This window comes from Aquiflexum sp. TKW24L (assembly GCF_023502205.1).
GTDB lineage: Bacteria > Bacteroidota > Bacteroidia > Cytophagales > Cyclobacteriaceae > Cognataquiflexum.
This window is the reverse complement of the sequence record NZ_JAMFLG010000018.1, coordinates 33,176-48,024: the sequence shown is the minus strand read 5'-3', so window position 1 is coordinate 48,024 and position 14,849 is coordinate 33,176. Positions and strand designations below refer to the sequence as shown.

The 14,849-nt window shown below is 38.9% G+C and carries 12 protein-coding genes; 6 read left to right on the top strand and 6 right to left on the bottom strand.

Annotated elements, in window-relative coordinates:
* Positions 1-184: 184 nt before the first annotated feature.
* The 4 genes from M3O96_RS12965 to M3O96_RS12950 form a co-directional block, all read right to left on the bottom strand.
* Positions 185-691, bottom strand: coding sequence for a helix-turn-helix domain-containing protein (locus M3O96_RS12965; RefSeq protein ID WP_249721053.1), 507 nt, complete (start codon positions 689-691; stop codon positions 185-187).
* 166 nt (positions 692-857) lie between these two features.
* Positions 858-1,214, bottom strand: coding sequence for a hypothetical protein (locus M3O96_RS12960; protein ID WP_249721052.1), 357 nt, complete (start codon positions 1,212-1,214; stop codon positions 858-860).
* 3 nt (positions 1,215-1,217) lie between these two features.
* Complete coding sequence (locus M3O96_RS12955; protein WP_249721051.1) at positions 1,218-3,641, bottom strand: penicillin acylase family protein; 2,424 nt, start codon at positions 3,639-3,641, stop codon at positions 1,218-1,220.
* Between the two features lie 130 nt (positions 3,642-3,771).
* On the bottom strand, positions 3,772-4,347 hold the full coding sequence (locus M3O96_RS12950) for a DUF2911 domain-containing protein (RefSeq protein ID WP_249721050.1): 576 nt from the start codon (positions 4,345-4,347) through the stop codon (positions 3,772-3,774).
* A 220-nt stretch (positions 4,348-4,567) separates the two neighbouring features.
* Between M3O96_RS12950 and M3O96_RS12945 the strand changes: the two genes are divergently transcribed.
* Both M3O96_RS12945 and M3O96_RS12940 read left to right on the top strand, forming a co-directional pair.
* Positions 4,568-5,914 carry a M24 family metallopeptidase gene (locus M3O96_RS12945; protein ID WP_249721049.1) on the top strand — a complete coding sequence of 449 codons (1,347 nt, stop codon included), beginning with the start codon at positions 4,568-4,570 and terminating at the stop codon, positions 5,912-5,914.
* Between the two features lie 108 nt (positions 5,915-6,022).
* The gene (locus M3O96_RS12940; protein WP_249721048.1) at positions 6,023-7,099 is read left to right on the top strand and encodes an endonuclease/exonuclease/phosphatase family protein; all 1,077 of its coding nucleotides are present in this window, start codon (positions 6,023-6,025) and stop codon (positions 7,097-7,099) included.
* A gap of 2 nt (positions 7,100-7,101) precedes the next feature.
* On the opposite strand, the gene M3O96_RS12935 is transcribed toward M3O96_RS12940, so the two are convergent.
* Complete coding sequence (locus M3O96_RS12935; protein WP_249721047.1) at positions 7,102-9,354, bottom strand: efflux RND transporter permease subunit; 2,253 nt, start codon at positions 9,352-9,354, stop codon at positions 7,102-7,104.
* 338 nt (positions 9,355-9,692) lie between these two features.
* Between M3O96_RS12935 and M3O96_RS12930 the strand changes: the two genes are divergently transcribed.
* Positions 9,693-10,487: a thymidylate synthase gene (locus M3O96_RS12930; protein WP_249721046.1), complete on the top strand. Its 795-nt coding sequence runs from the start codon at positions 9,693-9,695 to the stop codon at positions 10,485-10,487.
* Between the two features lie 12 nt (positions 10,488-10,499).
* Here M3O96_RS12930 and M3O96_RS12925 read toward each other — a convergent pair whose 3' ends face one another.
* On the bottom strand, positions 10,500-11,333 hold the full coding sequence (locus M3O96_RS12925; protein ID WP_249721045.1) for an aminotransferase class IV: 834 nt from the start codon (positions 11,331-11,333) through the stop codon (positions 10,500-10,502).
* Positions 11,334-11,488: 155 nt separating this feature from the next.
* Between M3O96_RS12925 and sdaAB the strand changes: the two genes are divergently transcribed.
* The 3 genes from sdaAB to M3O96_RS12910 are packed head-to-tail and all read left to right on the top strand — an operon-like array spanning position 11,489 to position 14,847.
* Entirely contained in the window at positions 11,489-12,163 is a 675-nt protein-coding gene (gene sdaAB / locus M3O96_RS12920) for an L-serine ammonia-lyase, iron-sulfur-dependent subunit beta (protein WP_249721041.1), read from the top strand.
* 6 nt (positions 12,164-12,169) lie between these two features.
* Entirely contained in the window at positions 12,170-13,516 is a 1,347-nt protein-coding gene (locus tag M3O96_RS12915) for a TolC family protein (RefSeq protein WP_249721105.1), read from the top strand.
* A gap of 17 nt (positions 13,517-13,533) precedes the next feature.
* Positions 13,534-14,847 carry an efflux RND transporter periplasmic adaptor subunit gene (locus M3O96_RS12910; RefSeq protein ID WP_249721036.1) on the top strand — a complete coding sequence of 438 codons (1,314 nt, stop codon included), beginning with the start codon at positions 13,534-13,536 and terminating at the stop codon, positions 14,845-14,847.
* The last annotated feature ends 2 nt before the right edge of the window (positions 14,848-14,849 follow it).

The window sequence follows — 14,849 nt, the reverse complement described above, 5'->3', positions numbered from 1 at the left end:
TTCCTAAATTCAAATTTTCTTATTATTAATAATTACCCCGAAAAATAATTCAAACTATTTAGAATATAAGCAAAAACTTGACCTAAACTCATTTTGGTTGACACAGCTTCGCCCTTTCAGTCACATTTATAATTGTGCTTATTCAGATTATTTGACTATTCTCAATTTGTGCTAAATCAAGAATCTACTTTTTAAACAATGTCAGGCAATCTTTTGAATCAATCTCCTGATTTACTTTGAATTTTACTTTTCTCTCTATCAATTCCTCAATTCTTCCTGTGAGGTGTTCTAGGTAACTTTCGTTTAAGGCTTCTCCTTTGATCATCACCTCAATGGTGCCTGAATCAATACCTTGGGCATAATCACCAGTCAGTATCACTTCATTCACTTCTCCCATTCTCTCCAAAACTGCCTCAACCAAACGGTCAAAACCAAGGTAATTGCGAATAATATCCTGCAAATTAGAAAACAAAGGATGATGGGGATTGGCTTGGTATTCTATTCTGTTTTTTTCAGCAACTTTTACCAAAAATCCTGCATGGGACAAATTATTAAGTTCCTTTCGTATTGAATTGGTGGATTCTCCAAACTCATCTGCTAGCCCTCTCAAATGCCCTTGGTTATTAACATTGCTGAAAAATTTTACCAAAAGTTTTAAACGGGTTTTAGATGTAATAAGGTTGTCGAGCATAAAAGTGTCTGTGCACAAAACGAGCAACAAAAGTACTCGTACTCGAAGTAAAAGCAAAATATTTTAAGTTTTTTTGATTGGGACATTACTTCTGATCAGAAATAGGATTTAAAATACAAATAATACTGAATTTAAGGGTAAGGAAATTTTATACTTATCATGATTATCAAACTTTTCTTTGGAATAACTTCTTAGCCATCGAACCGGTCAGTCCGCTCAAGGATCCGATTAAAAATCCTAAAATCGCAGTTCCAAACAGAAGTAAGTTGTCATTTTGCATTCCCATCAACTCAGCCATTCTTATGGGGAGTTCTGAATCAGTTTTAATTGATATGAATAAAGCTAGTCCCATCCAGGTCAATCCAAAGGATAGCCCTGCGCTAAAAAATGACGGAGCATTCCTAGCTCCTATTAAGAAAGCTACAATGGAAACTCCAATCATTAAAACCCAATATGGAGCATAAGGGCCTATTAACAATACTAAGAGCGAAATAAGTATGAACAATATTAGGGCTTTTTTCATAAATCAATTATTAAAAAGGGTGGAGAAGAGAGGATTGATAAAAGCATTTTCTGATTTGATAGATACATCAACGTATTCACCGTTTGCCCACTTTTTTAGGAGGTTATCATAATATTTACTTCCGGGATTTCCTGATTGACCGCCGGGATAAATGCCGAAAGCTTCTCCCCCATCACCCATTTCCACGACCATCCGCCAACTCGCACCATTTCTTTCACTTGTAGCATTCAATATCCCAGCACCTCCTCCTGTGTAGACGTTGATATGGCTAAAGGATTTGAAATTTGGCACTAGGTGCATGATGGATGTTTTCTTATAATTTGCCCAAGAATAATCTTTGTCAATTTCTTGCAATTCTTTCATTTTGGTCACCATCTCGATAAAGGAAGCATTGATCAAAGATTCAGCTGTTTCTATTTCAGCTGTTTTAGGATTATCAAATAGCTCACTTCTCGGTTCCTCCTTCAACAATTTTGTTGTTTGGTACTTGTTGGGCAAAATAATTGGCCTGCCTTCTGTTCTCAATTTTGACCAGATTCCGTCATAGAGTTTTTCCCACCAAATTTGGAATAGGGTTGGTTCTTCCTGATTTGGGAAAGCATTGAAATTCCAAGTCTTTAGTTGGTTCAGAAATTTTTTACCTGAATCATCCATTGACCCAACTTTAATTGAATCAAGTAGGCTCAACATAATTGGTAGAGCTTCCGAAGCATGAAGGTGAAAATTATCAAATTGTAGCGCCATCATGTCTTTAGGAGTAATCTGATTCATTTCCTTCAAGCGACTATTCAACCTCCTATTCCGATAATGTTCAAAGCTATGGTCAAAGATGTAGTAAGGATAAGAGGGATCGACAGAATGCTGATTAGCAGAAGATACAAATCCACGAGCCGGATTCAGCGTCGAGGGATTTTGCTCGTTTGGGATATATCCCAGCCATTCAAAATCCGGATTTTTTCCATCCATCAAAAACTTTCCTTGACCTTCCCATTTCAATGGAAACTTACCCTGAACCTTCATTGCAATATCTCCATCCTTTGATGCAAAGACAAAGTTTTGAGCCGGTGAGGTATAATGGTTTAGTGCATTGATATAATCATCATGATTTTTTCCTTTGTTGAGCAAAAGGAAAGTCTTTTGTTCATTTGATTCCTCGTGTGCAGTCCATTTCAATGAGAAATTTACATCCTTGCGGTCAGACCTGAAGTTTTTGTCATAGACCACAGGGCCATAATGCGTGTACACCACGGTATCCAAAAATGAATCTTCCCCTTTAACTTTAATTTCCTCAATTCGAAAAGTGCTTTTTACCCAAACCTCATCGTAAAGGTATTCTGTTCTGTCTTCATCCTTAAATTGAATTGCATACCAATCTCTTGTATCTCTGTTTGCATTGGTCTCTCCCCAGGCAATGTTTTCATTAAAACCTGATATTATTCCCAAAGCTCCCGGCAATGTAGCTCCCTTGACACTATTAGAAGATGTGGAAAGCTGCATTACATACCATAATGAAGGTAAATTCAAGCTCAAATGAGGATCATTTGCTAAAATGGGATTTCCACTTTTAGTTTTTGTCCCCGCTACTGCCCAATTATTTGAGCCTATCCCTTCCACAGGTTGAGGCATGGTATTCACAAAAATATTAGAATCAGGAAAGCTAATTCCTTCCGGTCGGTTGGCTTCCATTGGAACAAAATCCCATATCTTCTCCGACTCAATAATGGGATCATTATCCTCAGGAAAATCAGGATAAAGCTTATCCAATAGGGCTTGACCTATCTGATTTCTCAGATTGGTATATTCCAGATCCCGGTCGTCAACCAACATGTCGGCCATATACTTCAAAAGCAACAAAGATTTGTATGCGCTCCAAGCTTCCGGTTTATAATTTAAAATTTTATACTCGATCGGAAATTTTGAGTGCGGAAGGTTTTCAATATATTGGTTTACTCCATCGGCATAGGCCTCAAGTAGCTCATAAGTGTCCGGATGCTCTTTTTGGATGAAAGTCAAAGATGTTTCTGCACCAAAGGCAAGCCCTTTCCTCCTTGTCATCCTGTCAAGTTCAATTGCTACAGGGCCTACGATTTCGGATATCCTGCCTGCCGCCGCCATGGTCTGGAATTCCATTTGCCAAAGTCTGTGTTTGGCAGTGACGTAACCTTGAACTCTATACAAATCCTTCTCATTATCAGCAAAAATGTGTGGGATAAGATTTTCATCATAAATCACCTTAACCTTGTTGCTTAGGTTTTTGAGATCCAGCTCTTCCTCATAATCCATGTCTTCACTGAAGGAATTTTGCCAAAAACCCTGATTGGGATCAAGAAGCTTTCCTAAGGGCGGGACAGACCCAAACTGTTGGGATAGCATAATCCCCAAACCGACAGTAATCAAAAAAATCAAGAAAAAACCAATGTATTTCATAGGGGGGTGTTCAAGAATGGTGTTTGAAATTAACGGTTGAACGTGGGCTTAATAGATCAATTCAACTCAAAAAAAAGTACAAAAAAGACCCTGTCAAAAATTCAACAGGGTCTTTTTTGGAAATTGAAAATTACTGGATTGTTATCGGCAGCATTAATTTTTCCCAACGCACCACGATTCCGGGAGATTCAATCGCTATGGTTAGTTGTTCCTGACTTTCAGCCACCCACTGTGGGGTAGATTCTACCCTAAGGACATCATTTTCTTCTTTGTATTGGAAGTGACCATGCTCTAGATTCCATTCCGAATTGAAAATCACTGTCCAAGCTCCGGTAGCTTTTGGAATAGTAAATAAAGAATATTTACCTGCTTTCAATGGCTTCCCTTCGACGTTAACGTCAGAACTAAAATCCACATAAGTCGCCTCATTTGCGCCAGTTCTCCACACTTCATTATAAGGTACGAGGTCGCCCCATACCACCCTTCCTTTGATGGAGGGAGCTCCATATTGAACCATCAATTTTGCCGTACCTACATTTCCATCCAAAGTTCTGAGTGGACTTGGTCTTTCTTCCGACTCGGCTTTTTGTTCTGAGGTGACTTCTTCAGTTTCAGTTGTTTCGGTGCTTTTTTCCGCTCCGCAAGCTGCAAAAAACATTGTTGTGGCTGAGAAAACAGCCAAGGTGAACAAGTTTGATTTTTTCATAAAGTGTAGTTTTTACGAATCGAAGATAATTATTTTTTTTTCAACAAAACCAAACAAACGTCTAGATACTGAGATAAAGTCCTTTGGAAGCAGTTTAAATCATTGATTAAACCAACAATAAACCCCTGATTACCTGAAATAAATCAGCGTCTTAAAAAAAGGCTTTTTATTCTTCCCTTGTTAAGTTAAATTTCTCACTTCATTCAAACCAAAATTTATAATGTTACATGTTTTGTTAAGGAATGGTATTTCCACCATCCATGCTTTTGCACTTATTTTGATATTATTTTCATGTCAGGCCGAGCCCCAAAAAGAAGAATCCATTGAAAATCCCTTTTCAGGACCAAGTCCATGGCATGAGATTCGAAAAGAACGAATTCAAAATTTACTTCCGGAGGCAATGAAATCAGCCGGGGTTGACGCCTGGGTGATTTTATGTAGAGAAAATAACAATGACCCAATCGCTCATCATATAGGAGGGGAAAATGCCGGAGGTCAGGCCTTATTTCTTTTTTACTTGGATGGAAATAATGTAAAGTCAGTGGTATTCTGCCCCATCGGGGAAGCAACTGCATTGGCTGATCTAAAAATCCATGACGAAGTTATTCCTGTGCAAAGGGGAAATTCTGCCCTCGCAGATGCCTCAGAATTTATCAAAGTAAAACTGTTTAACAAGATCGCAATCAACAGCTCATTTGAAAATGAATTGGCAGACGGATTGAGTTTTACCCAAAGAAAAAACTTGGAGGAGGCATTTGGAAAAGAAGCTGGAAAGTTAGTGTCTGCAGATGACCTGATTTATGAATGGCTGTCTGTCAAACTTCCGGCAGAAGTCGAAATCATGACCCAAGCTGCAATCCTAACCTCCAAATGGCAACATGAAGCCTATGCCAGTGTCGTTCCGGGAAAGAGCACTGATGCAGACATAGCTAAATTTCTCAAAAAGAAAATGGAAGAATATGGTGTCAAAGATGGATGGTCACCTGACCAAAACCCAAATGTCAATTCCGGTCCAGACAGGGGGCACTCCCACTCCACTGAGAAAGTCATCATGCCAGGTGATGTCATCCAGACTGACTTCGGAATCAGGGTTTATGATATGTGGGTATCAGATATCCAAAGGTTTGCTTACGTATTACGAGAAGGTGAAACCCAAGCCCCTGATTCCGTCCAGTTTTATTTTGAAAGCTCTATCGGCGGCAATAGGATTGCTTTGGATGCCATGAGACCTGGAGTTTTGGGATACCAAGTGGATAAAGCGCAAAGAGATTGGATGGCAGAGAGAGGGTCTGAACCTGTCATGTGGAGTACGGGTCACCCTGTAGGCTATGTTGCCCACGATATCGGACCTAATCTTGGAGGAGGGTTATTGCCTGACCCAACGGTAAGGCCGGCTGCCATGAAACCCTTAAAAGAGGGGATGCTTTTCGCCTTTGATGGTTTTCATGCATGGAAACTGCCTGAGTCAGGTACCAAAACCATGTCTGTGGAAGAAACAGCAGTAGTCACAAAAGATGGTGCGAGGTATCTGATGGAGCCGCAAAGCGAACTCATCCTTATAAAATAACCCCTAGGTTCCATGAAATGGCTCGTCCATTTTGCCGTTTCATGGATACCGCTTTTATTTGGAATGAGATTGAATTCCCTTTATTTTCGCGACAAATTATAATAGCCAATGATTAGATTCCTTACGTCCTTTTTCTTTTTGGTTTCATTGGCATTATTTTTCAGCGTTTATATCTCCCCAGAATATTTCCCTTATGTGGGTTTGGCCACGCTCACAATACCTTTATTACTTGTCATCAACGGCTTCCTTTTTGTCGCTCTGGTATTTGCAAAAAGGAAATTGGCTTTGCTTCCATTAATTGCTTTGGTAATCGGATGGAAGTTTGTAGGCGTAACAATTCAAATTCGTACTCTGCCTGAATTAAAAGAAGGGCTATCTGTTTTAAGTTACAATGTGCATATGTTCAGTTATCAGAAATCAGAAAAGGGAAATGCAGACGTTTCCAAAAACCTGATTCAATGGTTGCAGGACGATCCTTCTGACATCAAATGTTTTCAGGAATTTTACCAAGACCCAACCACTCCATCAAGAAACACTATCCGGCTTTTGGGCAAAGAGGCAGGATACCATCATTATTATCAGGTAATTCAGGGAAATCCAAAGTCAAGCACCTTTGGAATGGCTATTTTTAGTAAATATCCAATCGTCAATGAAGGTGTCGTCCTTGATTCCAGAAGTACAAATGGGATCATTTTTGCAGATATCAAAGTAGAAAAAGATACCATCCGGATCTATAATGTCCATCTTGAATCTATGAATATTCCCTCTGCAGAACTCAAGGATCTGGAAGGGATTAAAGAAAACTACAAGCAAACACTTAGAAAATTAAAAAGAGGTCAGGTGACTAGAGCGACCCAATTAGAAATATTGATGGAACATATGGATAATAGTCCCTATGCCAATATTTTGGTCGGTGATTTTAATGACGTCCCTTACAGTTATACCTATTTTACCCTGAGAAATCTTATGAACAACGGTTTTGAAAAAGCCGGGAATGGCTTCGGTTTTACCTACAACAAAGTACTTTTTTTCTTAAGGATTGACAATATCTTTTTTGATGATGTCTTGGATATCCTTCATTTTAAAACACATTCAGAAGTGGACTATTCGGATCATTATCCTGTTTCTGCAGTATTTTCATTGGATAAGCCTATCAAAAAAATCAAAACTGCAGTTGAAGAATAAGTTTATTTTCTTTTTCCCGTTCGCAAAAAAATCAACATTACCGGAAGTAAAACCAAATCAGAAACCAAGGCAAAGACCAAGGACATTCCTATCAATAAACCTGAATAATACGTGACACCAAACTCACTCAACGTCAAGACAGAAAATCCCAAAACCAATACAAGCGTAGTAAGTATAATTGCTTTTCCTGTTTCCAGATAAGTCCTTTTTATTGCATAAAGCCAAGATTTTCCTTTATTCAATTCCATTTTTAATTTTGCCATAAAGTGAATGGTATCGTCTACAGCTATCCCAAAAGCAACAGTGAAAATAATGGCGGTGGTGAGTTTCAATTCAATGCCTAAAACAAACATCATCCCACAAACCCAAATAAGCGGAATGATATTGGGAATCAAAGCCACGATGGCTAATTTCCATGACTTAAATAAAAAACCAACAATCAATGCAACAATCCCAAAAGCAAATCCCAATCCTTTGGCTAATTGGGAGGTGACACTTTCATGACTGATATCTATAAGATGGGAAGTTCCTGTAATCCTGACTTTTAGCAAATCGGGATTGATTTCAGTTTCCAGAAAATGAGAAAGCTTTGCTTTCATAATAGAGGATTCATAGCTACCCATATCTTCAGTTCGGGTAGATAGTCTCCCAGATCTAAGGTTAGAAGTCAAAATCTTAACAGGTGCCTTTTCCAAAGCATTATCAACATAAGGCAAGATTCGCTGGATCTGCCCTTTGGAAGGAGTTATAAATGCCTTTTCGTTACCTCCGTTGACAGCTTTATTAACTGTCTTGGCAAAGGTCAAAGGAGATATAATTTGAGATGCCCCAAAAACTTCCCTGACAAAACCTTCAAGTTTCTCCTGTTCTCTTAGGACCTCATACTGCACAAGATTTTTTGCGGCCGGGCCACTCTCCAATGAAAACTCCAGTGGCTTTGAACCTCCAAATTCCCGGTCAAAAAATCTAAATTCGGCTATCAGTAAATTTTTTTCAGGTAAATCATCCAAAATAAAACCATTAACTTGAAGTCTTGACATGGCCAAACTTGACATCAGTGTAACCAAAATAAATATTCCTACGATTGGTTTAGTATTTGAAATGGTCCACAAAAAAGCTTTTCTCATCCATTTTCTCCACATTTTGGAAAAAGAATCGTTTTCTGAAACTTTGAATGGAGTCAACAGATACAGCAACCCCGGAGCAACCATCATCACGGCCAAAAACATCAACATTACCCCAATGCCAGTATAAAGTCCAAAAAACTTCAAACTCGGGATATTGGTAAAATAGAGCGAAAAAAAACCCAAAGCTGTGGTAAAACAGGTCAAAAAAACGGCCATCCATAACTCTGAGAAACATTTTTGGACAGCTTCATTTTTCGGAAATCCATTCCTGATCTGAGCCAAATAATGATTGAAAAAATGGATTAAACCCGCCAATCCAACAACTGAAAGAATGGTCGGCTGCATCACAGACATCACATCCAGAGGCTTCCCAAAATACAGCGAAAATGAAATAGTCCATAAAATCCCCAACATAAGTACCACGACAGGTACCACCACTCCCCACCATGTCCTAAAAATAACAATGAGTAGCAATACGATCATCGCTATGGAGATGCCTAAAAATAAAGAAAACTCCTCCTGCATTAGTTGGACAAATTCTCCCTGTGCCCTGATTTTTCCTGCAAGATGGTAATTTGAAATCCCTGAATCAGATACAAGTTTTTCGATTTCATTATATAAAACATCCCCATCTTTTTTACTGATCCCCTGTTGATTTTTCAGAATAATCAAAAGGTAACCGCCATCCTCACTGATAAGGCTTTCCAGATATTGATTTGACCGAAGAATGGATTTCTTTGAAAAGTCAAGATCCCCTGGATTTTCCCATGACAAAACTTTTTGGTATCGAATCCCAAAAGGATTGATAATAGGATCCGCCAAATCCAAAAGTGAAATGGTACGCTCCACTTTTTCCAAGTTTTTTAGGCTTTCATTTAGGGAATTGGATGCCGACAAAAAAGCTGAATCAAAGATATCAGGTTCCTGTCCTAGCGCTATCAGGAGGTAATCATTGTCATTTTCAAACCTATTCCTGAAATCCTGATAAAAGGAAAGCTCCTCATCTTCCTGAGGGAAAAAACTTTCAAAATCATAATCAAAAATAACCAATGGCGGGAAAATAGCGATGCCCAATGTCAGCAACACTGCCAAAGCCAATAAATAAATCGAAATCTTTTTTGTAAACATAAGGACTTCGAAAGATACAGGTTAGCCTTTGTTTTGTTTACAACTTCATAAAAAAGTAACACGCAATAACTTTATAGAATTGGTACAAATGCCCTGTGTGAGAATTTATCTTTAATTGATTATCTGCTTTTTTACAAGTGAACTCCAAAAGCCTATCTTTAATCCCACCTTCAGATTCAATATCGATGAATATCTATTTGATTAAAATTTATGGATCAACAGGATAGTGGTAAGATTACGTACAAACAAAATCATCATTCCCTAACAAAAGCAAAATCCTCCTTTCCTAATTTTACATATCTTCCTATCTTGCCGACAATAAAATTCCCTCTTTGATTATGAAGCAATACCACGATTTGATGCAGCACATTTTGGACAATGGTGTCACCAAAACTGACCGGACAGGTACAGGAACCATCAGTGTCTTTGGATACCAAATGCGCTTCAATCTTGCCGAAGGTTTTCCTGTGGTCACCACCAAAAAACTCCACCTTCGCTCTATCATCATTGAGTTGCTATGGTTTCTCAAAGGAGACAGCAATATCAAATACCTCAATGACAACAAAGTGAGTATCTGGGATGAATGGGCAGATGAAAACGGAGACTTAGGACCTGTTTACGGTTATCAATGGAGGCATTGGCCAGATTGCAAAGGAGGAGAAATCGATCAGATCAAAAACCTGATCCATCAGATCAAAACCAAACCTGACAGCAGAAGGCATATCGTCAGTGCATGGAATGTGGCAGATGTGGACCACATGGCACTCCCTCCCTGCCATATGATATTCCAGTTTTATGTGGCGGACGGCAAGCTTTCCTGCCAGCTCTATCAAAGAAGTGCGGATGTGTTTTTGGGAGTTCCCTTCAATATTGCTTCGTATGCTTTGTTCACCCTGATGGTTGCCCAAGTTTGTGACCTTGTGCCGGGAGAATTTATCCATACTTTTGGAGATGCCCACTTATATAGCAACCACATTGAGCAGACCAATCTGCAGCTCAGCCGGGAATTGAGACCACTTCCTACCATGAAGATCAACCCCGATGTGAAAGATATTTTCGCATTTGAATACGAAGATTTCGAACTTCTCAATTACGATCCTCATCCACATATCAAGGCAGTGGTGGCAATCTGACTCTTGAAAGCGCTATTTAATTTTAAAAATCCCTTCTAAACCTTCATTTAGTCTGCTATCATAATCTTTATTTTCAATTGACTTGACGAAGCTGATTCCTGTGACATTGCTTGTAAAAATCTGATCAGCAGGCAGAAGTTCATCAACCTTAAAAAGACCTTCAGAAAAAGGGATGTTGGTTTTCTTAAAATATTCAAGGATCACTTCTCTTCCTATTCCTGCAATACATCCTGAATCCAAAGAAGGGGTGAAATAAATACCGTTTTTTACCCAAAACATATTACAAGAGCCTGCTTCACTTACATATCCATCAGCATTGGTCAATATCACTTCATCATAACCTTTTGTCTTTCTTTCTTGATTTGCCATGACATATGTCAGGGCACTTAAAGTCTTACAGTGGCTCCAAGATGTTTTTTGCATATGGATATTTTGACTGATATAGGCTTTTTCTTTAAGCTTTGGAGCAGGATAAAAAGTATGAATCTGAAGGCTTTCAAGCACATAATTTGTTTCGGGAGTATATTTGCCCAAGCCTGACCTATATATATTCCACCTTATTCTAAGATTTTTTTTATCTCCCCATATTTCATTGAGGAGAATCTCGATTTCACTTATTTGAGAAAGCCCCTCAGTCCCTAAAGATAAAGTCCTCATGCCTTCCGCAAGTCTATTGGTATGTTTTAAAGCAAACCTGATTTTACCTTTTGTGAAAACCATAGTTTCAAACAGCCCATCACCAAAGAGAAAGCCTCTGTTGTGGAAATCATCAGCGTGGTCTGACCAAATTCCATCTTGGTGTTTGTAAAGAAAAATTGTATCAAATCCGACCATAGTAGTGTTCAATATTGAACATAACTTATTTTTGTTAATTTTTACCTACGTTAAAAATAATTAAATAATGAACATTTAATCCTTATTGGGAGCAAACTTACTGAAAATGTCTTTTTCAATTTAAAAACCTTCCTACTTTAGCATACTAATTGAAACTAGGTTTTTCCATGGGAACAAAAAGCGGAATTTTTGATATGATCGGTCCGGTAATGATAGGGCCTTCCTCTTCCCATACAGCCGGAGTTGTCAGAATTGCAAGAGCTGCAATACGGGTCATAGGTGGAATTCCGGATTCAGCTTCCATCACTTTTTACAATTCTTTTGCAAGGACATATGAAGGTCATGGTAGCGACAAAGCAATTATTGGCGGTCTACTTGACTTCAAAACCGATGATGTTCGTATCAAACAATCATTTGAACTTGCTCAGGAAAAAGGTCTCCTTTTCACCTTTAAATCAATTGGAAATGCCTCTGTCTATCATCCTAATACCATTAAACTCAATCTGATTAAGGGAGAGAGAAAGGTAGAAGTAATCGGAGAAAGCCTTGGCGGAGGAGTGATCAATATTGCCGAAATAGATGGCTTCAACGCAAATTTTTCTACCCAATCCCATACACTGATCATTAAGGCAGATGATGTCTCAGGTGCAATTGCCTTCATTTCAAGTGTAATCGCCCAAGAAAAAACAAATATTGCAACCATGTCCGTGTCCCGAAAAGGAAAAAATGACATGGCATGCCACGTAATAGAAATGGACAGTGGCATCAGGCCGACTACTATAGATTACCTCAACAGCCTGACTTGGATCAAAGAATTAATTTACATACCTGATATCGATTAACTTATGATGAAAAAAATTTACCTATCAGCAGTTGCTTTTTTGCTGATTTCATTTTCCACCAGTTTCGCCCAGAATTTTGATTACAGCAGATTGGATCTGGAAACATGCATAGAAATCGCTTTGGAAAACAACCTCACCCTGCAGCGAAGTCAGACCAACCTAGGGATTTCTGAAGCTAACCTGATTGAAAGCCAGGGTCAGCGACTACCCTCATGGTCAACAGGCGCAAGTTCCGGATATCGTTGGGGTAGGTCAATCAACCCTGTTACCAACCTATTTGAAAATAATAGGATTGGAAATATCAACCTGTTTTCGAGTTCTAATTTGACACTATTTGCCGGTCAGCAAATCACCAATTCGATCCAACAAAACAAAATAGATATTGAAGCAGGCAGATTTAATGTTTTGGCCACTGAAAACAGCATAACATTGAACGTAATCAACTTTTTCATTAATGTTGTATTCAATTCAGAACAGTTAAAAATTGCCCAAAACCAACTATTAAGTACCAAGGAACAATTGACTAATACCACGAAATTGGTAGATGCAGGTTCGCTTCCTTTGGCAAACAAATTGGACATTCAGGCTCAGAATGCCACCAACGAACTAGAGGTCATCAATGCCACGAACAACCTTCGAATAGCAAAGCTAAATTTAGCCCAAGCTATGCAAGTTCCTTTTAATGACAATTTCAATATTGTAATTCCAGAAGTGGAGGCAGAAGAATATTCCATGGCAGACAAAGAAGTGGGTGAAGTATTTGAAAGTGCTTTAATACTAATGCCAGAAATCAAATCGGCTGAATTGGGTGTTGAAAGTGCAGAAATGGGAGTAAAAATTGCTCAGGGAGGTTATTTCCCGACATTTGGAATCGGAGGCAGTGCATTTTCCAACTATATTGACCAACCCAATTTCTTTGGGGTTCGTGATGGATTCGGTACCCAAATAGGTAATAACTTTTCCTATTCAGGAAACCTCCAGCTGAACATTCCACTCCTCTCAAATATGAGAAACAGGGCAAATGTCCAAAGGGCAAGACTCCAAAAAAGACTGAGTGAAATTCAGGAAGTGGAAACTGTGAACCAATTACGACAAGATATAGAAAGTGCCTATACCAGCGCAGATGCAGCAAGACAGTCTTATCAAGCTTCACATGTGCGTGTATCTTCTTTGAGGGAAGCATTTAGAATCTCACAACAGCGTTTTGATGCCGGAGCGATCAATTTTGCCGACTTCCAGTTAGCACAAAACAATTTCTTCAATGCCCAAGCAGACTTGGTTACGGCCAAATACACCTATATATTCAGAGTAAAAGTCTTGGATTTTTACCTGGGTAACCCTCTTAAACTATAACATTACCAATAATCAAAATGGCAAAGAAAAAGTCAAATAAGCTTATTTATATCCTTTTAGGAGTTCTGGCAGTAGTTATCATTTTCGCAATCATCGGAAGGTCAGCAGGCTGGATTGGTGGAGAAAAGGAAATCAATGTAGAAACTTCCACAGCCAAAAAAGTAACCATCATCGAAAAGGTGAGCGCCTCCGGGGTAATTGAACCCGAAATTGAAGTCAAACTCAGCCCAGATGTGGCCGGGGAGATTATAGAACTCAATGTATTGGAAGGGGATTCTGTCAAAATCGGTGACCTATTGGTCAAAATCCGACCTGACAATTTTATTTCTGCACTTGACAGGTCAAAGGCCAACCTAAACCAAAACATGGCCAACCTTGCCCAATCAAGGGCAAATCTAAAAAGGTCTGAAGCGCAATTTGTAAGAGCAGACCTGGAATATAAGAGAAATGAAAAACTCCACAAAGACAAAGTAATTTCCGATTCTGATTGGGAGCAGATCCAATCCACCTACCTGACTGCAGAAAATGACCTTGATGCCGCCAAGCAACAGGTAATCGCAGCTGAGTATATAGTCAAAAGCTCACAAGCCACAGTCAATGAAGCTTCAGAAAATCTCCGGTTGACCAATGTCTATTCACCCTTTAGCGGTGTGGTATCACAACTTTTGGTAGAAAAAGGAGAAAGGGTCGTTGGAACTGCACAAATGGCCGGAACAGAAATGCTAAGGTTAGCCGATTTGAATAAAATGGAAGTCCGGGTCAATGTCAATGAAAATGACATCGTAAGGATCAGTAAAGGCGATACCACGATCATTGATGTAGATTCATATTCTTTCAAAGGCAAAAAATTTAAAGGAGTGGTAACCTCCATTGCCAACTCTGCCAATACCAAAGCAAGTGTGGATGCAGTGACGGAGTTTGAAGTCAAAATTAGAATTCTTAATGAGTCTTATGCTGACTTAATTACCGATAAAGTGAAATATCCATTCCGTCCGGGAATGACAGCTAGCGTAGATATCATTACCCAAAAGAAAGACAATGTATTGGCTGTGCCTTTGGCTGCAGTGACTACAAGAGAAGACTCCACTGCCAAAAATCCTGAAGGAACCAAAGCAAAAGAATTGGTTTTCATCATTGAAAACAATAGGGCCAAAATTACTGAAATCAAAACAGGAATCTCTGACTTTGACAATATTGAAGTTCTTGAAGGCTTGATAGAAGGTCAGGAGATAATTTCTGGGCCTTATTTCGTAGTTTCCAAACAACTTAAGGACAACGATCCAATCAAAAAATTGGACAAAGAGGCAGTTTCAGTTCCTGCCAAAAAATAATC

Excerpts from the sequence above, each read along its gene's own strand:
- M3O96_RS12915 (WP_249721105.1), top strand. The coding sequence starts at position 12,170 with ATGAAAAAAATTTACCTATCAGCAGTTGCTTTTTTGCTGATTTCATTT.
- M3O96_RS12950 (WP_249721050.1), bottom strand. The coding sequence starts at position 4,347 with ATGAAAAAATCAAACTTGTTCACCTTGGCTGTTTTCTCAGCCACAACA.
- M3O96_RS12945 (WP_249721049.1), top strand. The coding sequence starts at position 4,568 with ATGTTACATGTTTTGTTAAGGAATGGTATTTCCACCATCCATGCTTTT.
- M3O96_RS12960 (WP_249721052.1), bottom strand. The coding sequence starts at position 1,214 with ATGAAAAAAGCCCTAATATTGTTCATACTTATTTCGCTCTTAGTATTG.
- M3O96_RS12910 (WP_249721036.1), top strand. The coding sequence starts at position 13,534 with ATGGCAAAGAAAAAGTCAAATAAGCTTATTTATATCCTTTTAGGAGTT.
- sdaAB (WP_249721041.1), top strand. The coding sequence starts at position 11,489 with ATGGGAACAAAAAGCGGAATTTTTGATATGATCGGTCCGGTAATGATA.
- M3O96_RS12935 (WP_249721047.1), bottom strand. The coding sequence starts at position 9,354 with ATGTTTACAAAAAAGATTTCGATTTATTTATTGGCTTTGGCAGTGTTG.
- M3O96_RS12930 (WP_249721046.1), top strand. The coding sequence starts at position 9,693 with ATGAAGCAATACCACGATTTGATGCAGCACATTTTGGACAATGGTGTC.
- M3O96_RS12965 (WP_249721053.1), bottom strand. The coding sequence starts at position 691 with ATGCTCGACAACCTTATTACATCTAAAACCCGTTTAAAACTTTTGGTA.
- M3O96_RS12940 (WP_249721048.1), top strand. The coding sequence starts at position 6,023 with ATGATTAGATTCCTTACGTCCTTTTTCTTTTTGGTTTCATTGGCATTA.
- M3O96_RS12955 (WP_249721051.1), bottom strand. The coding sequence starts at position 3,641 with ATGAAATACATTGGTTTTTTCTTGATTTTTTTGATTACTGTCGGTTTG.